We start from the raw sequence: 20,240 nt of genomic DNA on the forward strand, positions 1-20,240 counted from the left end.
TCCGCGTACTGGATGTATTCGGGCGTTTCGACAACGCGGCGAGGTGCCGTAGCTGTCGTCGTGCGCCCGCCAGGAATTGCGGGACAGCCCTTAGGCGCGAGCGCGCTCGTCGATTCCTCGGGCAGGACGGTACGGCGGTCGCCCGGGGACTCGGCATCGGCTCCGAGTCCCTGCGCGGCTGGTACCGCAAGGCCGAGGCGGGCCGGGGCGAGGGCGCCGAGCCCGGAACCAGGCCGAACTCGCCGCCGAGACCGCCGCTTCTTCCGCAGGCGCCGCCGTCGGCCCGCCGGCCGCTCGTCACGAATGGGGCGTCAGCGGGCGTGGACCCTTGGGGCCGGTGAGTGACTCGACGCCGGACGCCGGCTCCCACTCCCCTGCGGTGCGGAGGGCACTGCCGGCGATGGCAATGGACCGGTGCATGGAGGTCCGGGCGGCCACCGGCTGGTCTCCGTTGCCGACGAGCAGGCTGTGCACCTGAGCGTTGAAGCAGGCCTCGGCGTCGTAGGGCTCGAAGAGGTAACCGCCGAGCTCCAGCGTGACGATGCCGTGCAGGGCGGTCCAGAACTGGTGCGCTACGAGCTCGGCGTCCGCGTGCCGGAGGCGTCCGGTTGCCATGCACCGCTGCACCGACGCGACGAGGATGTCCAGAACGTAGCGACCGTGGCGGCGGTCCTCGTTGGTGAGCGAGAAGCCGGCGACGTTCAGCAGGCCGAGCATCACCCGGTACAGGTGCGGGTGCTTGAAGGCATTCCAGCGATAGACGCGGCCGTGCGCGACCACATCGGCGATCGGGTCGTCGGAGTCCCCGATCGCCCTCATGCTGACGTTCAGCCGGGCGAACCCCTCGTGCACGACGGCACGGACCAGGTCTTCCATGCTGCCGAAGTAGGTGTACACGGCCATGGCGGACGTGCCGACCTCCCTGGCCAGCCGACGGGTACTCAGGCCGGTGGGGCCTTCCTCGGCCAGGACGGTTGCGGCGGCTTCGAGCAGGGCGTTGCGCAGATCCGGCTGCGCTGGGCGCGGACTCACGCTTGACATGGTGCAGCATCCCCGACGACATTGACAGAGCACTGTTACATAACAGCGATATGCCTTGGTGGTGAGTCCGGATGGTCTCCATGCCCCAGTTCGCTGCTGAGACACCGCTTCTCCGCGATGCGCGGCCGGCCGAGACCGACGTTCGTGAACTCCCCGTCAAGGGTGATCTCCCTCCCGGCCTGGACGGGATGCTGCTGCGGATCGGGCCCGACGACAAGGACGGCCAGCCTCTCCTGGCGGCGCTGCGAGTCCAGCAGGGTCACGCCGAGTGGTTCCGGACCCGCAGGATCCGTACCGATCGGGTCTGCGAGATCACGGGGGAGCTCCCCTCCCCCGGCCCGCGCCGCTGTCCGTCCGACAACACCCACGCCGCAGTCGTCCAGCACGCCGGCCGCATCCTGGCGCTGGCGGACGGCGCGCTGCCGTACGAGCTCTCCGCGGACTTGGCGACGAAAGCGCGCCATGACTTCGACGGCACGCTTCCTTTCGGGTTCACGGCGCACCCGGTGCACGATCCGCTGACCGGTGAGATGTTCGCGGCGGTCTCCAGCCCGGTGACACCACACCTGTGGTATGTGGTCGTTGACGTCCATGGCCGGGTGCGCAGGTGTGAGCCGATCACGTCATCGCCCGGCCCCGGTTCACCGGCGTTCTCCGTGACACATCGCCATGCCGTTTTCCATGAACCGACGCGCATCGGAATCATGCCGTGCACGGGCACGGCGCAACAGTTGTCCTGGATCCCCGTCGAACCCGTCCATGTTCTGCAGGTGGTGAACGCTTACGATCTGCCCGACCGACGACTGGTGCTCGATGTGGTGCGGCGCGCCCCCCTCGGTCCGGTGCTGTGGCGCTGGACGCTCGACCCCGTCTCCGGCACCGCTTCCGGCGAGCTCCTAGACCCTCGGGCGCAGGCGTTCCTCGCCGTCGATCCGCGCTGCACGGGCTCGGAGCACCGCTATGGCTTTGCCACCGGAATCGACAGCGCTTCCCGCCGAGGGAATTCCCTGGTCCGGCACGACTTCGCCTCGGGTGACAGCCAGATCCATGTCCCCGGCGCGGACCGCACCGTCGGTCCTCCTGTCTTCGTGCCGCGTTCGCCGACCGCAGCGGAGGGTGACGGCTGGGTGCTGGCCGCCACCCGCGACCCCGGCGGCGGCCATGACGAGATCGTCGTCCTGGACACCCGTGACTTCGAAGGGGGACCGGCGGCCCTCGTCGGCCTGCCCGCCGCCGGTCCGTGGTGGGCGCACGCCTCGTGGCTGGTGACCGCGTCCTGGTGATGTGAAGCGGCCGGGGCAGGCCGCTGACAGCCGCCTCCCCCGTGCCGGTACCGACAGCCGGACCTGCCCCGCGCGGTACCGGTGTTCGGCGAAACAGTCCTCCGAGCGGTCGGTTCCCGCAGACGCGGCAACGCCGGAGAAGTCCTCCTTCACGGCTCCCGGGATGGTGGTCGGACACCGCTGACCGAGCAGGAAGGTGCTCCCGTGCTTCGCGGAAGACTACGAACGTTGGTCCCGGGGCTGACCGCGATCCTTGCGATTGTTGCCACATATGTCCTGGCCGGGAACCCTGCACAGGCCGGCGAGGCATCGCAGACGGCTGCGAAGTACGCCTTCAAGGAAATGTCTGTCGCGATGCCGCCGGGCTACGAACAGCAGAAGATGAAGTCCGTCCGGCAGGTCAACCCGGCCTACCAGAAGATCCGCTCGTGGCTATCAGCCGTCGGCGCGAGCGTGGCGATCAACGACCTGGCCGGCCACGGCCGCGCCGACGGCATGTGCCTGGTCGACCCCCGCACCGACGACGTCATCGTGACGCACACGCCGACCGCCCCGGCGAGCGACCGGTTCGTCCCGTTCGTGCTCGACCCCGCCCCGTTGCCGGTGGACAACACGATGGCCCCGACCGGTTGTCTGGCCGGCGACTTCACCGGTGACGGCCGCATGGGGCTGCTCGTCTTCTACTGGGGTCGCACCCCGATCCTGTTCCTTCCCAAGGCACACGCGGAGACGGTGTCCCGCGACTCCTACGTACCGCAGGAACTCATGGCCGGGGTCAATGACAACGGGCGGTACGTCGGTCCGCAGTGGAACACGGACGCCGTCGCGATCGCCGACCTGGACGGTACCGGACATCCCTCGGTCATCGTCGGCAACTACTTCCCCGACGGCGGAATCCTCGACACGCACGGCCAGAACAACATGCAGATGCCCGACTCCCTGTCGAATGCCAGAAACGGCGGCGGCCTGCACATGCTGCGGTGGAACGGTGCCACCTCCGGAGACGAACCGTCCGTCAGGTACGTCGAGGACCGTGGCGCGATCCCCTTCAAGGCCACCGCCGGCTGGACGCTCGCCCTCGCCAGTGCCGACCTGACCGGCGACGGCAGACCGGAGGTCTACGTCGGCAACGATTTCGGCCACGGCCATCTCCTGTACAACCGCTCGACCGCCGGCAGGCTCGACTTCAGCGAGGCCGTCGGCAAGCGCACACCCACGACGCCGAAGTCGTTCGTATTGGGCGAGGGCTCGTTCAAGGGCATGGGCGTGGACTTCGCGGACATGCACAACAAGGGCCACTTCGACTTCATGGTCAGCAACATCACCCAGCCCTGGGGCCTGGAGGAGAGCAACTTCGTCTTCGTCAACAAGACGTCCTCGAACAGGGAGATGGCCAAGGAGCTTTCCGGGGGTTCCGCCCCCTTCGAGCAGGAAGCCTCCGAGCACGGCCTGGCGTGGAGCGGCTGGGCTTGGGACGTCAAGCTGGGCGACTTCCTCAACAGCGGGGACGAGGAGGTCGTGCAAGCCCTTGGATTCATTCGCGGCACGACCGATCGCTGGCCGTGGATGCAGGAGATGGCGACGATGAACGACCAGTTGCTGAGCAATCCTGCGATGTGGCCGAACTTCCAGCCCGGCGACGACGTATCCGGACACCAGGTGTTCGCCTTCTTCGCGAAGAACTCCGCCGGCAAGTACGTCAACATCAGCAAGGAGCTGGGTTTCAAGAACGACATACCCTCGCGCGGCATCGCTCTGGCAGACACCACCGGAACCGGTCACCTGGACTTTGCTGTCGCCCGGCAGTGGGGACCGCCCGCCTTTTACGCGAATACGGCGTCGGTGGGCTCATCGATCACCTTGAACCTCTACCGCCCCTCGGCCGGCGAGCACAAGGGGACGGGCCTGCAGGGCGCCGGTGCCCCCGCATACGGCACTACGGTCATCCTGCGCTCCCCCGGCCGCACGCAGGTCTCCCAACTCGACGGCGGCAGCGGCCACGACGGATACCGCAGCTTCCAGGTGCGGTTCGGGCTGGGCGACTACGAAGGCCCGGTCACCGCCACCCTCCAGTGGAAGGACATCCACGGCCAGGTCCACCAGCAGGACACCAAGCTCACCGCGGGCACCCACAGCCTGATGCTCACCGACTCCGTGCAGGAGGTCTCGAAGTCATGACTACGACCGTCCCCAACTCTCGGCCGGCCAGCCTGTCGGAAGCGAAACCGGAGCAGGTGACGGCTCCCGGGCCCAGACCGAAGGACCCCCACTACCTCGCGCTGCGAAACTTCGCGATGTCGATCAGCGCGTTCAATATCTTCGGCTACACCCTTCTCGGCTTCGAGCAGGCCTGGATCTTCCCCATCATCGCCGTGGCTGTCGGCTACACCACCGAACTGATCCTGGAGACCATCTCGGCGTGGGCCCAGAAAAGGCCGCCCCGCTACCGGGGCCGAGGCCTGCGGGGACCGTATGAGTTCCTGCTCCCCGCGCACATCACCAGCCTGGCCGTGAACATGTTGATCTACACCAACCAGCACATCGGCCCGGTCGTCTTCGGGGTGATCGTGGGCGTCAGCGGAAAGTACGTCCTGCAAGCTCCCATCGCCGGCCGTATGCGGCACTACATGAACCCGTCGAACCTGGGCATCGTGGTGACCTTGCTGGCATTCAGTTCATGGGTCGCCGTCGCTCAGCCGTACGAGTTCACCGAGGACGCGAACTCGTTCTTCCGCATCATGATCGCGATCATCATCGCTACTGCGGGAACGATCCTCAACACCGCGCTGACCAAGCGGACCGCGCTGATCGTCGGCTGGCTCGGAGGCTTCGCCATCCAGGCCTTCCTTCGGCACTGGATCTGGGACGTCTCGCTGTTCTCCGCTCTCGGAGCGATGACCGGAGTCCCCTTCATCCTGTTCAGCAATTACATGATCTCCGACCCGGGCACCACGCCGTCCAAGGGGCGGGCCCAGTTCATGTTCGGCGGCTCGGTCGCCATGGTCTACGGCGCCCTGATGGTCGCCAACGTCGTGTACACGCTCTTCTTCGCCACCGCGATCGTGTGCGGTGCGCGGGGACTCGGATGGTGGGCCACGCACTTCTACCAGAAGCGCAAGGCGGTCCGGCTCACCGCGCACGCAGAAGAGGCAACCCCGGCACCGTCGCTGCCCGCGGCCGCTTGACGTTCCGGCCCACTCGTTCGCCGGGGCCCGCGCCGAGAGTCCGGGCCCCGGTGAGCCGACCAGTCATCAAGCCGTAACTCCGCGGGCGCCGGTCCAGGAGTGCCCCGTAGAAGATTCGGGTGGGAATGCAGGACTTGCCGCGTCTCCTCGTCGCCCTCGCCGTGATCCTGGTCGCGGCGCACCTGCTCGGCCTGATCGCCCGCCGGCTCGGCCAGCCCTCCGTGGTCGGTGAAATCGCCGCGGGCATCCTGCTCGGACCGAGCCTCGCGGGTGGTGCCCTTCCCTCCACCGTGTTCCCGCCCCGGATACAGCCGTCCCTGGCGGCGATGGCCACCACCGGCATCTGCCTCTTCATGTTCTTCGTCGGTCTGCACCTCGACCGCACCCTGCTGAACGGCCGGGCCCGGCTCGTGGCCACCGTCTCCGTCAGCTCCATCGCACTGCCCTTCTGTCTGGGCATGCTGCTGGCGCTCCGTCTCGCGAGCCTCCACCCCATCCACAACCGGTCGGCCTTCGCGTTGTTCATGGGCACAGCCATGTCCGTCACCGCGTTCCCGGTGCTGGCGCGCATCCTGGCCGACAGGGGCCTGGACAAGACACCTGTCGGCGCCCTGGCGCTTGCCTGTGCGGCCCTGGACGACGTGCTTGCGTGGACCCTGCTGGCCACAGTGGTCACGCTCGTCGAATCACCCGCGCAGCAGTGGCGGGTGTTGCTCGTGATCCCGTTCGGCGCGGCACTGCTGACGGTCCTGCGTCCGTCGCTCTCGTGGCTCGCCGATCGGTGCGGAACGGGCCCGGCCGCCAGTGCCGCGGCCCTTCTCATAGGGGCAGCCGGCCTGACCGCCTGCGCCGCCGCGACCGACTGGATGGGCCTGCACGCCATCTTCGGTGCGTTCCTGTTCGGCGTCATCACGCCGCGTAGAGGAACCTCCGGGTTGCGCGCACGGGTCCAGCCGGCAATCGAGGGGGCCTCTCGCGTCGTGCTGCTGCCCGTGTTCTTTCTGACCGCGGGCCTCAAGGTGGACCTGTCAGGGTTCGATGCCGGGCGCCTGCTCGAGCTCGTGCTCATCATCACTGTGGCGGTGTGCGGCAAAGGGATCGGCGCCTTCGTCGGTGCACGCAGCTGCGGAGTACGGCCGCGGTACGCGGCAGTTCTCGCCCTTCTGATCAATACGCGCGGCCTGACAGAACTGATCGTCCTCACGGTCGGGCTGCAGCTCGGGCTGCTCGATCCGGACCTCTACGCGCTCATGGTCGTCATGGCGCTCGTGACCACGACGATGACCGGTGCTCTGCTGCGCGTGGTCCATCCGGCCCGGCGTGTCCGCCGCGAGGCCGGTGCGCACCCTGGAGCGTCCTGTGCCACCGAGCCGGTGCCGGCGCCGAAGAAGTAAGGAGGCAGTCGGGTGACAGCCGGCACCGTCACGACCGTTGACCCCGGCTGATCCGTCGCCGGGCCCGTGGTGGCCTCGGGATGCCCGGGAGCGAGCGCCATGCCCGGTGCCACGTCGGCGTCGGTGCCGCGACGTCTCAGTTCACGGACTCAACCGTCATCGGCAGGCCGCCGCGCACCCGGAGCGTCAGCATCGGTTCTCCGGCCACGTCATGGCCGGGCGGTACCCGCAGCCGCAGGTCCCGCGCCACCATGGCCAGCACGATCGTCGCCTCCAGCATGCCCAGGCTGTTGCCCACGCAGAACCGCGGTCCCGCCCCGAAGGGGAGGTATGCGTAGCGGTCGCGGCCGGCTCGGCCTGTCGCGGTGAAGCGTTCGGGATCGAATCGCTGCGGGTTCCGCCAAAAAGCGGGGTGGCGGTGCAGGAGGAAGGGAGAGATGAGGACGTCGGCGCGTGCAGGGATCCGGTAGCCGCCGATCTCGTCGGGCGTCTGCGCGACGCGCGGCAGGATCCATACCGGCGGATACAACCGCATGACTTCTTCCAGGACCATCGTCGTGTACCGCAGGCCATGCAGTGATTCGGCGGTTACCGGGCCGCCGCTGAAGACGTCGACGGCCTCCGCGTGCACGCGCTCCCAGGCCTCGGGATGACGGTCGAGGAGATAGAAGGCCCAGCTCAAGGTGGAGGCTGTGGTCTCGTGTCCGGCCAGCAGCAGCGTGACCAGTTCGTCGCGCATCCGTCGCCGCCCGAAGCGGGGATCGGGTTCCTCACGCACCGAGTCGGTCAGGCGGCTGATGACGTCGTCCCCGCCTTGTCGTCGGCGCTGGGCGGCCAAGTCCTCGGTGATGCGCTGGAGGTCACGCCGTGCCCTGCGGAAGCGCAGGGTCCGTGGCAGGGGCAGCCACATCGGAATCGTCCCCAGCGACATCATCTCGAACATCGCCTGGTTCTGAACCGACTCGAAGGTATCGCCGATCCCCTCATAGGCTCCCAGATCCGTCTCCAGCAGCGCGCGGCCCAGCACACCCAGGGTCAGCGCGGTCATCTCGTCACGCACATCGACCGGGCCGGTTCCGATCCGCTGCTGGAGCCGCCCGATCAAGGCTTCGGCCTCGTGGGCGACCGCCTGCGTCTGCCGGGCGATCCGCTTGGGCTGAAAGACTGGTTGGATCACCTTGCGCTGCTTGCGCCACAGCTCGCCCTCGCTGGTCAGCAGCCCGTCGCCCATCACCCGCTTTGCTTGGACGAGGCCGATGCCCTTGTGGTAGTTGGCCGCGTTGTCGGCCAGGACGTGTCGCGCATGGTCGGGGTGGTTGAACAGGAACAGGGTCTTGTGACCCAGTGGAATGCGTGCCGCGTCGCCGTAGTCGGCGGCCATCCTCTCCATGACCTCCAACCGGTTGCGGACCATGCGGGGCAGCAGGCCGAAGGCCGCGCTGCGCCGGGGACCCGGTGGGGTGCCGATCGCCGACGGCTCACCGGAGGACATGGCGGTCATCGGTGATCACTGGCGACGGGCTCGTCCTGCTCGCCGAGCAGGGCGGCGGCTGTCCGGCGTCGCCACACTTCGAAAGCGGGCTCGCCGGACGGAGTGTTCTCCGAGGCGTCCGGGAACGCGGCCGTGCACACCTTGGCCGCGTGCTCGGGGGTGGTTCCGGCAAGGGTTCTGGTGGCGAGCTCCGTATGCGCTGTGACCAGTCCGCTCCGCACACGCGCCGTCGCGGCGAACGCGCTGGCCTGGGCTATCTCCGGGAGGAAGCGGTGACCGCGCTGCTTGAACTCCAGCAGTTCCGACTCCGCCAGGCCGCCGGCGTAGGTCGCGGCCAAGCTCGCTCCGGCGTAGAGATCGCCCTGACGCGCTTTCGGAAAGGCGTCGATGCCTTGAGACGCCCGCTTCGGATCCGCACCGTGCACGAACCACATGGCCCGCCCGATGCCCTGGTCGATGACGCGGTTCGCGTACGGCGACTGGGCCGATGACGGCCACGGGAAGCCACTCCGGACGAATTGCCGGTGCACGTACTTCTCGGTGTGGAAGTACGCCTGGTGAAATCCGTACCCGTCCAGGATGAGCCAGCGCAGTACCGGATCGGCCAGCCCCCGGGTGGCACGCTGCCACAGCGGCGCAGGTACGCGGCCCAGCGCCCAGCCCGCACCGATGTACACCATGTAGATGTGCTCGTTGCCGCGGCCTTGCAGGAACCGGAGGTTATGGCGGCTGCGCATCGGGGCGGTCGCGTCACGGAGCGCGAATGCCATGCCCGCGCCTTCGTAGGCGAAGCCGCGGAAGTGGTCCGGCAGTTCCTCGAGACCGCGCTCGGCCTCCCGCGGCTCCCGTGCCTCGGCGGCGTGGGCGAAGCCGGCCAGGAACGAGGCACCGGCCCCCTCCAGCAGATCCTTGGCCTCGGGGCTCTTCTCGAAGAAGCCACGCCGGGACAGCTTCGTCTCGGAAGCACTCGGTGTCAGGACACGGCGCCTCAGCGCAGCCCACGGGCGGGACAATGGCCTCCCCTTTCCCTCAGGTGCCAGGTTTCCTGGCTGGGCGACCCATGCTGGCGGCAGGTCGTGGAACCGGTCTACTCGCGTCTTGCCCGACCCGGCGGGGAGAGCGGGCCGTGCGCTAGGGTCCCCGGGGACGGCAACAGGTGAGGGGACGTGTGTGGCGACCGCAGTGGAGGACTTCGATCGTCGGGTCGAGCCGTATCGGAACGAACTCCTGGCCCATTGCTACAGGATGCTCGGTTCGGTTCATGACGCCGAAGACCTCGTGCAGGAGACCTACCTGCGGGCGTGGCGGGCGAGAGAACGATACGACCAGGACCGCGGCTCGCTGCGCACGTGGTTGTACCGGATCGCCACCAACGCCTGCCTCAATGCCCTGGAGAGTCGCAAGCGCAGGCCTCTCCCGTCGGGAGTGGTCGCCGAGAGCCAGCCCCTGGAGCCGTTCGTCCACGGGGGCGAGGCGCCCTGGCTGCAGCCGATGCCCGATGCCATGATCCACCTGGGGGACCCGGCCGGCGCAGCCATCGACCGTGGCAGCCTGCGGCTGGCGTTCGTCGCCGCCCTGCAGCACCTGTCGGCGCGGCAGCGCGCGGTGCTGATTCTGCGTGAGGTGCTCGCCTTCTCCGCCGCCGAGTCCGCGGACATGCTCAGAACAACGACCGCCTCGGTCAACAGCTCGCTGCAGCGGGCGCGGGCGCGGCTGAGGCAGGCGGGTGTCCTGGAGGACGAGGTGGCAGAGCCCTCCCACGCGGACCAGCGCGCCTGGGTGGAGCGCTACATGCGGGCATTCGAGAAGGCCGACGTCGACGGGCTCAAGAAGCTCCTCACCGACGACGTGCTGATGGAGATGCCTCCCGTCCTCAATTGGTTCGTCGGCCGGGACAACTACGGGCAGTTCATGGGCTGGCTCTTCGGCAGGTCGGGCAGTGGCTGGCGCCTCCTTCCGATCGAGGCCAACGGACAGCCGGGCTTCGCCGCCTATCTCCGCGGCGACAGCGGCGCGTTCGAACTGCATACGCTGCAGGTTTTCACCGTCACCGCCTCCGGCATCAGCCGGAACTCCGTGTTCCAGGACCCTGAGGTGTTCGCGAACTTCGGCCTGGCCGCGAAGATCGAGTCATGATGCGCGGCTGAGTTCACCCACGGACACGTCCGAGGGCACCTTGGAAGTAGTTGCCCCGCAGCCCCGGCCGCGACGATCGGGGCGGGCGGCGCGGTGTCGTCCTCTCCATGACGTGATATGACCAGGGGGCGACGTTGCGAGCGATCCCGTCCCGGCTTCTCGGCACGTCCGGCCTGGTGCTTCGATGCGCCCGGGTGGGCGCGGTCGTGCTCTACTACGGCCTGCGATTCGCCGGCTCGGCCGCCATGGCGCGCCTGCGGGGATCCACCCGCGCATCAGGACTGCGCGACGGTGATCGCCTGGTCAGGATGCTGACGCGGCTAGGTCCCTCCTATATGAAGATCGGGCAACTGCTGAGTACGCGGCGGGACCTGCTGCCGGACGCGATCACCCGTCCCCTGAACCGTCTCACCGACACCGCTCACCCACCCGCCCGGCGCAGGATCGAGCGGGCGGTGCGCCGGAGTTACGGCGGCCGCGCGTGGCCGTTCCGCACATTCGACTGGCGGCCCGTGGCCTGCGGCAGCATCGCTACCGTCCATGAGGCGGTGACGCTCGACGGACGCCGAGTAGCCGTCAAGGTCCGCCGCCCCGGCATTGACCGCATCATGCGGCAGGACTTCGCCCTGACCGCGTCCCTCATGGGCGTGATGGGTGCGCTGCCCCGTCTGCGGCGCATGCCGCTCAAGCTGATGCACGATCAGGTGGGTGGCGCGGTCCTCAAGCAGCTCGACTTCGAGGCCGAAGCCGCCTCACTGGTGGTGCTTCGCGACAACCTGGCCGCCTTCCCCGGCGTACGCGTCCCCGCCCCCCTGCCTGAGTTGTGCACACCCGAGATCGTGGTCATGGAGTACATCGGCGGCCTGCGTCGCTTCGAGCCCCGCGATCTCGACGCCGCCACACGTCGCGCCGTCGTGCGTGCCGTGCTGGCCACGGTGTACGAGATGCTGTTCGTGGACGGCATCGTGCACTGTGACATGCATCCGGGGAACCTGTACTTCGACCGCGATGCCGGTCTTGTGATCCTGGATGCCGGATTCGTCATCCGCCTGCCCGAGCCGGTACGGCGTTCGTTTGCCGACTTCTTCATCAACATGGCGATGGGCGACGGCAGGATGTGCGCCCAGATCGTCATCGACGGCGCCGCTCAGGTCGAGGAGCACTGCGATCCGGAGGGTTTCACGACCGAACTGCGCGCGCTGGTCGAAGAGTCGGCGGGCGCGATGTCCGGCGACTTCGACCTGGCACGCTTCGCTGCCCGTCTGTTCGACCTGCAGCGCCGATTCGGGCTGTATCCGGCGCCCGAATTCGCCTTCCCGCTGCTGTCGCTCCTGGTCATCGAAGGGATGATCAAGGACTTTGACGCCCACGTCGACTTCCAGGCCGAGGCGGTGCCCGTACTACGCCGCCGCAACATGCCTCGCGTCGTCGCCTCCGACCTTGAAGGGTGAACCAAGCATGGACGATACAACTCCACGCGTGCGGGTCCCGCTGATCGCGGAGAAGCAGGCCGAGGGCCGCCTCGCCGAGCTGTACGAAGAAGTGAAGCGGGTGACCGATCTCCCGTTCGTCCCCGACATGTTCCGCCTGACCTCGACGCGACCGGACCTCCTCGAGGTGATCCTGTCCGGTTACAAGGGGATCTTCCTCGACGGCGTTCTGCCGAGACGGACACGGGAGTTGATATGCGCCTGGACCTCGAAGGTGAATCAATGCCCGTACTGCGTCGGCACGCACAGCTTCTTCCTCCAGGTGTACGGAGGGTCCGAAGAGCTCGCCGAAGCCATCGCCGGCGCCGGATCCCCGGACGAGCTTCCCGTTGACGACCGCACCAAGGTCCTGCTGCACCTGCTGACCCGCCTGAGCCGCGAACCGTACAAGATCACCGATGAGGACTGGCAGCGGGCGGCGGACGCCGGCTGGAGCACCGACGAATTGCTGGAGGCCTTCTTCGCCACCGCGCTGTTCAACTTCATCACCCGCATGGTGGACGGCCTCGGGCTGGGCGCTGCCGTGACGGCCAGCCGGACCTCCCAGCAGGAAGTCCCCACCAGCGGTGACACGTGAGTACGTCCCGGGCGGTTCTGATCACCGGCGTCAGCTCCCAGGGCGGGCTGTCCTCCGGCAGCGGCCGCGCCACCGCCCTGCGTCTGCACCGTGCCGGCCTGCCCGTATACGCCACCGGCAGGAATCTCGACGGCATGAAGGACCTGGCCGCGGAGGGCATCACGACGCTGCGCGTGGACGTCACCGACGAGGAGTCGATGGCAGCCGCGGTGAACAGGATCACCGAGGAGCACGGTGCCGTGGGCGTGCTCATCAACAACGCCGCCTACAGCCTCAACGGCACGATCGCCGAAACGCCGATCGACGCAGTGCGGGCGCAGTTCGAGACCAACCTCTTCGGTCTGTCCCGCATGACACAGCTGGTGCTGCCCGGCATGCGGGAACAGGGCTCGGGCCGCATCGTCATGATGTCGTCGATCTTCGGGTTGTTCGCCACCGCTGGCCGCGGCTACTACCAGGCGACCAAACATGCCCTGGAGGCGATCAGTGACTCGTTGCGTCTGGAGGTGGCTCCCGCCGGGGTCAAGGTGGTGGTGATCGAGCCCTCACCGATCCTCGGCTCCTTCGTGCCGACCACGGTCGGAGATCTCGGCCTGGCCACGGACAGCGATCACTACGCCGACTTCTGGGAGCGCTTCGTCGACTGGCACAAGGCGTACCGCGAGGTCGAGCATCCCAAGGGCCGGGGCCGGACATCGGTGCGGGCGGACAAGGTCGCCCGCGTCGTGGAGAAGGCCGTCACCGCACCCCGTCCGCGTATCCGCTACCGGATCGGCATCCCCGTAAGGCTGTTGGGACCCCAGCGGGCGATCTTCGGGGACCGCGCATGGGAGGTTTTCGTCACCCGGTTCTTCCCCACCCCCTGACCTCCGGCACACTGCGAAAGCGGCTTCGGACTGTGGCGCGTCCGAAGCCGCTTTCGCGTGGGGACGATCACTCGCCGCGAAGCCAGTCCGCGGTCCGTTCTCCGATCATGATCGAGGTGAGATTGGTGTTCGCACGCACCGTGGCCGGCATGATCGACGCATCGCACACGTAGAGGGCCTCCATCCCGTGTACGGCACCGCGCTCATCGACGACCGCGGCCGGGTCGGAGGCCGGCCCCATCCGGACCGTGCCGACGGGATGGTAGGCGCTGTCCAGGCTGGTCTTCACGTACTGCCGCACCATGTCGTCATTGTTGATCATCGCCTCGCGCAGCACCACGAATTCCTGTCCCAAGGCGAGGATGCCGGAGTGGTGCGCCAGGTGCCAGGCGGTGCGTACCCCGTCGACGAGGACGTCGATCTCCCGTTCGTCGTCGAGGAAGTTCAGCTCGATCGTCGGCTGCGCCGCGGGGTCGGCGCAGGACAGGGTGATCCTGCCGCGGGAGCGGGGGCGCTGGGACACCACCATCACACCGAGGATCTCGTCGGCGCCGGCGAGCATCTGCAGCTCCGGGAAATGGGCCAGCCCGAAGTGGTTGACCATGTAGTACTGCAGATCATTGAAGTCGCCGGAGACCGGAGAGGTGGTGCGCAGAATCTCCTGCAGGAACGGCTGGGTGGGATCGGTGGCTCCCGGCTGCGGCACCAGGAACGCTCCGGTGCGCTGGTGGTCGATGAGGTTGGCTCCCACCCCGGCGGCATCCGCGCGGGTGTCGATGCCGTGCCGGCGCAGGTCTTCCGCGGGGCCGATGCCCGAACGCAGCAGGATCGTGGGGGATGCGACCGCGCCGGCGGCCAGGACGATCCGGTCCGCCTCGATGAGCTCGTAGGAGGACCCGGCTGCCGCGGCCATCACGCCCACCGCCCGGGAGCCGCGGAACACGACCCGGTCGACCGTGGTGTGTGCCCTGATCTCAAGGTTTTCACGGTGCCGGACCCGTGAGAGGTACGTCGTCGCGGTCGTGGCGCGTTTCTCGGGGTCGGGACGGCTGGACGGAATGGGTCCGATGCCGGTGGCCTCCGGGTGGTTGTGATCTTTGACTTCGGGGAATCCGGCCTGCACGCACGCCTCGACGAAGGCCGACTGCCCCGGTGCCAGTTCCTCCGGCCGCCACCGACGGATCGGCATCGCGCCGCCGCGGCCGTGGAACTCTCCCTCCCCGAAGTCGAGGTCGTCCTCGAGTTCCCGGAAGTAGGGAAGCACCTGCTGCCAGGACCAGGCAGGATTCCCGGCCTGCGCCCAGGCGTCGTAGTCGGCGGGTACCCCGCGCAGGGCGACCGTCGCCCCGACCGCGGAGGATCCGCCGGTGGTCCTGCCACGGGGGTAGCGGATCTTCCGGCCGTCTCGGATGTCCGCGCGGATCTGCCAGTCGTGGTCCACGAACGACATGCTCCGGCCGTAGAAGATGTCTTCCGGCATGTCCTGGGGCTCCGCGTAGTCCGGCCCCGCTTCGAGAAGCAGCACGCGGCGGGCGGGATCCTCGGTCAGCCGGGCCGCCAGTACCGCGCCGGCCGATCCGGCACCGACGATGATGTCGTCATACTGAGCTGTCATGAACCGTCCTCGGGGAGTTCGGGCGCTTTTACTGCCGACTTCCCAGCGAGGCTCGCACCGCCCTGACGGCCCCGGCTACTCGCGCATTGCCTGGTGGCGCTCCCGGAGGCGAGGGCACGCACGGAGAAGCCGGGCGTTGCGAGGGTGGCCACTCTGGACATGTCCGGTCACGGCGGCCGGATCATGGAAGGAAGGCCGCACCGTGTCAGAGAGTGCTCCCGTTCGTGACGACGCGGCAATCGCTGCCGCCGCCCCCGCCGGTGTGGATCCGCAGGCCCCGCATGTGCCACGGGTGATGGACTACCTGCTCGGCGGCACGGCCAATTTCGAGATCGACCGGCAGGCCGCCGCCCTCGCCTTCCAGAACTGGCCGGGGGAGACCGGCGGCGTGGCCGGCGTGAGGGTGGACATCGGCCACGCCCGTGCGGCGCTGGGCCGTGTCGTGCGCCATCTGGTGGCGGATCGCGGCATCACGCAGTTCCTCGACATCGCGAGCGGGTTGCCGACGATGGGGAACGTGCACCTGGCGGCTCGTGAGCTCGCACCGGAGGCGAAAGTCGTCTACGTCGACAACGACCCCCAGGTCGTCGCGCACGCCCAGCACCTGCTTGCCGAGGAGTCCGGGGCAGAGGTGGTCTTCCTGCAGGGCGACTTCCACGAACCCGGGAAGGTGCTGGCGCGGGCGGCGGAGACCCTCGACTTCACACGCCCGGTCGGGCTGGTCCTGTTCGGCATGCTGCATTTCGTGGAGGACTTCGACGAAGGGGCGCGGCTCCTGGCCGGCTACCTCGGCGCCCTGCCGCCCGGCAGCTGCGTCGCGGTGTCGCACTTCGCCAGGGACGACGAGGACACGGCCATGAACGCCACGCTGGATGCGCTCGACGCGCAGCTGGGAGAGGCCGTGGTCCGCCGCACCCGAACCGAGGTGGAGAAGTTCTTCGACGGCTTGGAGGTGGCCGAGCCCGGCATTGTGGAAACCCAGAACTGGCGCCCGACCGACACCTCGTGGCCCGCCCCCCTGCCGATGTGGGTCGGCGTCGCGCGCAAGCGCTGACCGGTTCCTGACCGACGTGGACACGAAGGGAACGACTGACGTGAGCGACGTTCGGCCAAGGCCACGGCTGCCGGAGTCCGCACCCACAGGCGAGCAGGCCGAGTGGCTGGGGCGGGTCGAGAAGCTGGCGCCTCTGATCGAGGCCCATCGCACCGCGGCCGAGGACAATCGCCGGATGCCGCGCCCGGTGTTCGAGGCGCTGCGTGCGGCCGGCTTCACCCGGATGTGGGTCTCTCGCGCATTCGGTGGAGAACAAGTCGCACTGGACACCGGAATGGCAGTGCTGGAGGCGCTGGCCCGCCTGGACGCATCGGTGTCCTGGCAGATCGGTGTCCAGGGTGCCATCGGCAGGCTGTCCGACTACCTGCCGGAGGAGAGCTCGCGTCGGCTCTTCCTGGAGGGGGACGGCTTCGTCGTCGGCGGCGTCAAGCCCTCCGGCCTGGCCGAGCCGGTCGACGGCGGTTACCTGCTGCGCGGTGAGTGGGCGATGGCCAGCGGCTCGGCCCACGCGGACTGGCTGGTGTGCACGGCGGTGGTGAGTGAGGGCTGGAAGCCGGTCATGACCTCGGCGGGCCCCGACATCGTCATGCTTTTCGTCCCGGCCTCGGAGGTCCGTTTCCGCGACACCTGGTACACCGTGGGCCTGCGGGGCACCGGGAGCGACCACTTTCATGTCGACGAGCGATTCGTGCCCGCCGACCTCGCGGTGCGCAAGGCACGGATGGCCGAGGCGCCCCCCGCGCGGCCCGCGCGGGGGTATCCGATCGGCTACTTCGATTTCGGACCGTTCTCCACCGCTCCGGTGGCACTGGGAGTCGCACGCGACGCACTGGATACGTTCTGGGACACGGCGCACGCGAAGACGCCGGCCAGCGGAACCCGGACGCTGGCCGCGAACCACGTGGTACAAGAGCGTTTCGCACGTGCCGAGATCAGCGTGTACGCGGCACGGCTGCTGCTGTACGACGCGGCACGCCGCGTGGTCGCGGCGGCAGGTTGCGGCGGCGACGAGCTGAGTTCGTTGATCCGACTGGCGTCGGCGACCCTCGGCGAGAGCACGACGGTGGCCGTGGAAACGGCGTACACCCTGGCCGGGACGGCCTCCCTGTATGAGACGAACCGGTTGGAGCGCTGCTTGCGCGACGTGAACGCCGTGACGAAGCACATCGCGCTGTCCTACACCCACTTCGAGACGGTCGGCGACTACCTCATGAACGCGCGGCTGGTCATGCGCCGCTGATCAGCCTCCGGCAGTGCGACGCGCTGCGCGATCGCCCCGATCGCGCAGCGCGTCGCGTGTCGTCAGGAGGCGAAGGCTTCGCACACGGCCATCAGGCTGTCGTGGAAGCCACCGGCCGGCATGCCCTTCCCCGCACTGAACAGCAGCGGCTCCTCGTAGACACCACCGAACATCTTCTCGAAGCGCTCGATGGCCTCCTCCGGTGTGCCGTAGACGGTCAGCTCGTCGAGCATGCGGTCCGTGACCGCTGCCGCGGCCGTCGGCACGTCGCCGCGAGCCATGGCATCGCGGATGGCGACGGCTTCCCGCTCGAACCCGTGGAAGGCCATCAGCGGGGCTGCGGACTGCCGGGCGGCGAACACGGCAACCTGAAAGGCGGCGGAGGTCCGCGCCTGCGCGGAGTGCTCGCCGACCGCACAGATGATCATGCCGGTGACGGGAACGGGTCGCGCGCGGCCCGCCCGTCTCGCAGCATCGGCCAGCGTGGGACGGACGACCTCCTCGGCATACGCGCGGCTGCACAAAGGGAGTCCGAGGAGTCCGTCGGCGACGGCGCCGGCGGCACGGAGCATCGGCTGCCGGCCACCCGCCACAAGGATCTCGGGCCGGTCGCCGTCGAGGCCGACGGGTCCGTCGGCAGCCGACGCCGGCCAGGCGGGGAGCAGCGGATCCGCTGCCATCCGGCAGCGATAGAACTCCCCGTCGTGCTCGACCGCGGTCGTACCCACCTCCCAGATGCTCCGGATCAGCGGGACCAGTTCGGAGAGCCGGGCCGCCGGGCGTGCCTCGTCCATGCCGTGCCAGTCCGCGATCACCTGCGGATTGCCGGTCCCCAGGCCCAGCGCGACCCGGCCCAAAGCGAGCTCGGCCAGGGACCGGAACTCGGTCGCAAGCGTGACCGGGGTCCTGCCCAGGGCCCAGGCGACGGCCGAACCGAGCCGAATCCTCGAGGTGGCGGCCGCCACCGCCGCCAGGGTCACGACCGCCGAGCGATCGTAGAACTCGCTGGACCAGAACGACGGCAGCCCCCGTCGTTCTGCCTCCGCAGCGACTTGAACCGCGAGTGCCACGGACCCCGACTGCATGGCCAGTCCAGGCCTGGCCGTTGCTCCACCCACCACTGTGCTCTCCGTTCCCGATCGGCGTCCTGCCATGCCGGGACGCTATTTCGCGACCTGGTCCGGCCACTACTTCCACGCTGCGCAAGGCCGGAGAAGCAGGAGCGGCCCCGATGACAGCAAGCTGACCGGTGTGGAGGAAGGAGTGGATCGCATGCGGCGATTCGACGACATTGTGGTGGGCGCAGGCGGGGCGGGGGCTGTGCTGGCGGTGCGGCTGAGCGAGGACCGCGGGCGTCGTGTCGGCCTGATCGAGGCCGGCCCGCACTACCAGGACACCGTGACCACACCCGCCGATCTGCTGGACGGCAACACGATGTCGCTTCGCGAGCACTCGTGGGGCCTGACGGCGCGTATCACTGCCGACCGGCGGATTCCCTTTCCCCAGGGCAAGGTGACCGGCGGTTCCTCGGCGGTCGGGAACACCGTCGCGATTCGCGGCACACCCGCCGACTACGACGAGTGGGCCGCGCTCGGCAATCCGCTGTGGTCCTGGGACCAGGCCCTGCCGGTGCTCACCGCGCTCGAAGACGACCTGGACTTCGGAACCAGGGAGTTTCATGCGAGCGGCGGTCCGGTCCCGATCCGGCGCTGGCGCCCGGATGAACTGACACCGGCCCAGCATGCCTTCCTCGAGGGCTGCCTGGCGGCCGGCCATGCTTATGCCGAGGACCACAACCACCCCGAGTCCAGCGGAGTCGGCCCGATCCCGTCGACCCGGCGCGACGCCTCGGTGCGCGTGTCCACGGCGATGGGGTACCTGTGGCCCGTCCGGGATCGGCCCAATCTCGAGATCATGCCGGGGGGTCTCGTCGACCGGGTCGTCGTGCGTGGCGGGCGGGCCTGTGGTGTCGTGGTCGACGGTGAGGAGATCTCCGCGCGGCGCGTGATTCTCGCTGCCGGCGCAATCGGCTCCCCGGCTGTGCTCTGGCGCTCCGGCATCGGTCCCGGCGACCGGCTGCGCCACCTGGGCATCCCGGTTCAGGCCGATCTTCCCGGTGTCGGCGCGGGACTGACCGATCAGCCGCGCATCGGGGTGTTCATGACTCCCATGGCCGGTACGGAGGACGAGGGGAAGGCCACCGGTCAGATCGTGCTGCGCACCACGTCGTCCTCGAGCGTCGCACCACGTTTCAACGATATGTACTACGCGATGGTCAACCGGTTCGACCTCACGCACCACTTTCCCAAGCTACGGGAGGTCGCCGGGGCCCGGAGCGTTTTCGGTGTGATGGCGGTACCCCGGCGCACCCACTCGCGGGGAAGCGTTGTCCTGGCGTCCGCCGATCCTGCAGCGCCGCCGCACGTCGATCTGGGTTATCTGAGCGACGAACGCGACTACCTCCTGCTGGCCGAGGCGGTGCGGCGCTGCTGGCAGCTGACGCAGTCCCCGAAGATCGTCGGCCAGGGCCAGGATGTGGTTCTCATCGACCAGCAGACTCTCGAGTCGGAGGAGTCGATGCGCCACTACATCGACGCTGCAGTGGATTCCGCGTACAACCCGGTCGGTACCGCGCGGATGGGAAAGGCGGACGACGAGACAGCGGTGGTGGACCAGCGTTGCGCCGTGCACGGGGTCGACGGCCTCCATGTCGCGGACGCCTCGGTCATGCCCGCCATGGTCTGCGCCAACACGCTGCTCAGCGTCGTCATGATCGCTGAAAGGGTGGCTTCGTTCCTGGCCGAGTAGCCGGGTTTCACCGGAGCCGCCGCGCGGCCGGGGTCCTGTCCGTCGACGGACAGGACCCC

Annotated in this window: 16 protein-coding genes; 11 read left to right on the top strand and 5 right to left on the bottom strand. The window is 68.7% G+C overall.

Annotated elements, in window-relative coordinates:
- Positions 1 to 297: 297 nt before the first annotated feature.
- The gene (locus ABZ564_RS26775; protein ID WP_360861296.1) at positions 298 to 1,032 is read right to left on the bottom strand and encodes a TetR/AcrR family transcriptional regulator; all 735 of its coding nucleotides are present in this window, start codon (positions 1,030 to 1,032) and stop codon (positions 298 to 300) included.
- Positions 1,033 to 1,121: 89 nt separating this feature from the next.
- Here ABZ564_RS26775 and ABZ564_RS26780 point away from each other — a divergent pair, with 89 nt between their 5' ends.
- The 4 genes from ABZ564_RS26780 to ABZ564_RS26795 all read left to right on the top strand — a co-directional run bounded on the left by ABZ564_RS26780 (position 1,122) and on the right by ABZ564_RS26795 (position 6,903).
- The gene (locus ABZ564_RS26780) at positions 1,122 to 2,324 is read left to right on the top strand and encodes a carotenoid oxygenase family protein (RefSeq protein WP_360861298.1); all 1,203 of its coding nucleotides are present in this window, start codon (positions 1,122 to 1,124) and stop codon (positions 2,322 to 2,324) included.
- 342 nt (positions 2,325 to 2,666) lie between these two features.
- The gene (locus tag ABZ564_RS26785) at positions 2,667 to 4,502 is read left to right on the top strand and encodes an ASPIC/UnbV domain-containing protein (RefSeq protein ID WP_360861299.1); all 1,836 of its coding nucleotides are present in this window, start codon (positions 2,667 to 2,669) and stop codon (positions 4,500 to 4,502) included.
- Complete coding sequence (locus tag ABZ564_RS26790; RefSeq protein ID WP_360861301.1) at positions 4,499 to 5,509, top strand: enediyne biosynthesis protein; 1,011 nt, start codon at positions 4,499 to 4,501, stop codon at positions 5,507 to 5,509. Before ABZ564_RS26785 ends, ABZ564_RS26790 begins: the two co-directional genes overlap by 4 nt.
- A gap of 125 nt (positions 5,510 to 5,634) precedes the next feature.
- Positions 5,635 to 6,903 carry a cation:proton antiporter gene (locus ABZ564_RS26795; protein WP_360861327.1) on the top strand — a complete coding sequence of 423 codons (1,269 nt, stop codon included), beginning with the start codon at positions 5,635 to 5,637 and terminating at the stop codon, positions 6,901 to 6,903.
- Between the two features lie 136 nt (positions 6,904 to 7,039).
- Here the strand turns inward: ABZ564_RS26795 and ABZ564_RS26800 are convergent, their stop codons facing one another.
- Both ABZ564_RS26800 and ABZ564_RS26805 read right to left on the bottom strand, forming a co-directional pair.
- The gene (locus ABZ564_RS26800; RefSeq protein WP_360861303.1) at positions 7,040 to 8,404 is read right to left on the bottom strand and encodes a cytochrome P450; all 1,365 of its coding nucleotides are present in this window, start codon (positions 8,402 to 8,404) and stop codon (positions 7,040 to 7,042) included.
- Positions 8,401 to 9,408, bottom strand: coding sequence for a DUF1702 family protein (locus tag ABZ564_RS26805; RefSeq protein ID WP_360861305.1), 1,008 nt, complete (start codon positions 9,406 to 9,408; stop codon positions 8,401 to 8,403). Before ABZ564_RS26805 ends, ABZ564_RS26800 begins: the two co-directional genes overlap by 4 nt.
- A 157-nt stretch (positions 9,409 to 9,565) precedes the next feature.
- On the opposite strand from ABZ564_RS26805, the gene ABZ564_RS26810 reads away from it, so the two are divergent.
- The 4 genes from ABZ564_RS26810 (at position 9,566) to ABZ564_RS26825 (ending at position 13,464) form a co-directional block, all read left to right on the top strand.
- A complete protein-coding gene (locus tag ABZ564_RS26810; protein ID WP_360861307.1) occupies positions 9,566 to 10,531 on the top strand; it encodes a sigma-70 family RNA polymerase sigma factor in 966 nt (321 codons plus the stop codon).
- A 194-nt stretch (positions 10,532 to 10,725) separates the two neighbouring features.
- Entirely contained in the window at positions 10,726 to 11,982 is a 1,257-nt protein-coding gene (locus ABZ564_RS26815) for an AarF/UbiB family protein (RefSeq protein WP_360861309.1), read from the top strand.
- A gap of 7 nt (positions 11,983 to 11,989) precedes the next feature.
- A complete protein-coding gene (locus ABZ564_RS26820; RefSeq protein WP_360861311.1) occupies positions 11,990 to 12,598 on the top strand; it encodes a carboxymuconolactone decarboxylase family protein in 609 nt (202 codons plus the stop codon).
- A complete protein-coding gene (locus tag ABZ564_RS26825) occupies positions 12,595 to 13,464 on the top strand; it encodes an SDR family NAD(P)-dependent oxidoreductase (protein WP_360861313.1) in 870 nt (289 codons plus the stop codon). Before ABZ564_RS26820 ends, ABZ564_RS26825 begins: the two co-directional genes overlap by 4 nt.
- A 67-nt stretch (positions 13,465 to 13,531) precedes the next feature.
- Here ABZ564_RS26825 and ABZ564_RS26830 read toward each other — a convergent pair whose 3' ends face one another.
- Complete coding sequence (locus tag ABZ564_RS26830) at positions 13,532 to 15,079, bottom strand: GMC family oxidoreductase N-terminal domain-containing protein (RefSeq protein WP_360861315.1); 1,548 nt, start codon at positions 15,077 to 15,079, stop codon at positions 13,532 to 13,534.
- Between ABZ564_RS26830 and ABZ564_RS26835 the strand changes: the two genes are divergently transcribed.
- Together ABZ564_RS26835 and ABZ564_RS26840 are read left to right on the top strand one after the other, a co-directional pair.
- On the top strand, positions 15,078 to 16,133 hold the full coding sequence (locus tag ABZ564_RS26835) for an SAM-dependent methyltransferase (RefSeq protein WP_360861317.1): 1,056 nt from the start codon (positions 15,078 to 15,080) through the stop codon (positions 16,131 to 16,133). The two genes, ABZ564_RS26830 and ABZ564_RS26835, sit on opposite strands and share 2 nt — an antisense overlap.
- Before the next feature lie 40 nt (positions 16,134 to 16,173).
- Complete coding sequence (locus tag ABZ564_RS26840) at positions 16,174 to 17,373, top strand: acyl-CoA dehydrogenase family protein (protein WP_360861319.1); 1,200 nt, start codon at positions 16,174 to 16,176, stop codon at positions 17,371 to 17,373.
- Positions 17,374 to 17,435: 62 nt separating this feature from the next.
- Here ABZ564_RS26840 and ABZ564_RS26845 read toward each other — a convergent pair whose 3' ends face one another.
- Complete coding sequence (locus ABZ564_RS26845; RefSeq protein WP_360861321.1) at positions 17,436 to 18,527, bottom strand: LLM class flavin-dependent oxidoreductase; 1,092 nt, start codon at positions 18,525 to 18,527, stop codon at positions 17,436 to 17,438.
- A gap of 118 nt (positions 18,528 to 18,645) precedes the next feature.
- On the opposite strand from ABZ564_RS26845, the gene ABZ564_RS26850 reads away from it, so the two are divergent.
- Entirely contained in the window at positions 18,646 to 20,181 is a 1,536-nt protein-coding gene (locus tag ABZ564_RS26850) for a GMC oxidoreductase (RefSeq protein ID WP_360861323.1), read from the top strand.
- The last annotated feature ends 59 nt before the right edge of the window (positions 20,182 to 20,240 follow it).

Source organism: Streptomyces sp. NPDC019224, assembly GCF_040632605.1.
GTDB lineage: Bacteria > Actinomycetota > Actinomycetes > Streptomycetales > Streptomycetaceae > Streptomyces.

Coding starts and splice junctions, on each gene's coding strand:
- ABZ564_RS26780 (WP_360861298.1), top strand. CDS start 1,122: ATGCCCCAGTTCGCTGCTGAGACACCGCTTCTCCGCGATGCGCGGCCG.
- ABZ564_RS26785 (WP_360861299.1), top strand. CDS start 2,667: ATGTCTGTCGCGATGCCGCCGGGCTACGAACAGCAGAAGATGAAGTCC.
- ABZ564_RS26790 (WP_360861301.1), top strand. CDS start 4,499: ATGACTACGACCGTCCCCAACTCTCGGCCGGCCAGCCTGTCGGAAGCG.
- ABZ564_RS26795 (WP_360861327.1), top strand. CDS start 5,635: ATGCAGGACTTGCCGCGTCTCCTCGTCGCCCTCGCCGTGATCCTGGTC.
- ABZ564_RS26800 (WP_360861303.1), bottom strand. CDS start 8,404: ATGACCGCCATGTCCTCCGGTGAGCCGTCGGCGATCGGCACCCCACCG.
- ABZ564_RS26820 (WP_360861311.1), top strand. CDS start 11,990: ATGGACGATACAACTCCACGCGTGCGGGTCCCGCTGATCGCGGAGAAG.
- ABZ564_RS26835 (WP_360861317.1), top strand. CDS start 15,078: ATGAACCGTCCTCGGGGAGTTCGGGCGCTTTTACTGCCGACTTCCCAG.
- ABZ564_RS26830 (WP_360861315.1), bottom strand. CDS start 15,079: ATGACAGCTCAGTATGACGACATCATCGTCGGTGCCGGATCGGCCGGC.
- ABZ564_RS26845 (WP_360861321.1), bottom strand. CDS start 18,527: ATGGCAGGACGCCGATCGGGAACGGAGAGCACAGTGGTGGGTGGAGCA.
- ABZ564_RS26850 (WP_360861323.1), top strand. CDS start 18,646: ATGCGGCGATTCGACGACATTGTGGTGGGCGCAGGCGGGGCGGGGGCT.